2 protein-coding genes are annotated in these 477 nt (G+C 69.8%); both read left to right on the top strand.

Going from position 1 to position 477, the window contains the following annotated elements; all coding sequences use genetic code 11:
• The first annotated feature begins 14 nt into the window (after positions 1–14).
• Positions 15–176, top strand: coding sequence for a fumarylacetoacetate hydrolase family protein (locus AC2JF9_RS08740; RefSeq protein ID WP_500726983.1), 162 nt, complete (start codon positions 15–17; stop codon positions 174–176).
• On the top strand, positions 173–477 hold a 305-nt coding region (locus AC2JF9_RS08735; protein WP_500726981.1), incomplete at its 3' end, for an L-rhamnose mutarotase. The genes AC2JF9_RS08740 and AC2JF9_RS08735, both read left to right, overlap by 4 nt.

Raw genomic sequence — 477 nt, 5'->3', positions numbered from 1 at the left:
ACATCAGCCGCTTCATGAGCCTTCAGCCGGGCGACGTCATCTCCACCGGGACGCCGCCCGGCGTCGGCATGGGACAGAAGCCGCAGGTGTTCCTCAGGGCGGGCGACGTGATGGCGCTCGGCATCGCGGGCCTGGGCGTCCAGCGCCAGCGCGTGGTGGCGAACGCGGCGGCGTGAGGCGCGTCCTGCTCCTCGATCTCAAGGACGATGCGGAGCTGATCGCCCGCTACGAGGCGTGGCACGCGCCGGGCAAGGTGCCGGCGGTGGTCGTGAGGAGCATCCGCGCGGCGGGCATCACGGACATGCGGATTTTCCGGAGCGGCAACCGGCTCGTCATGCTGATGGACACGGGCGAGAGCTTCGATCCGGCGGCCAAGGCGGCGGCGGATGCCGCCGATCCGGACGTGATGGCCTGGGAGAATTTGATGAACCGCTTCCAGCAGCCGCTGCCCCATGCGGCGCCGGGAGAGAAATGGGT

It is taken from the genome of Lactobacillus sp. C449L, assembly GCF_059900815.1.
Note: the sequence above shows the minus strand (reverse complement) of the source record. Positions and strands in the feature narration are given on the sequence as shown.

What these genes read in the sequence shown, in the direction of transcription:
- AC2JF9_RS08740 (WP_500726983.1), top strand. Translation starts at nt 15, where the DNA reads ATGAGCCTTCAGCCGGGCGACGTCATCTCCACCGGGACGCCGCCCGGC.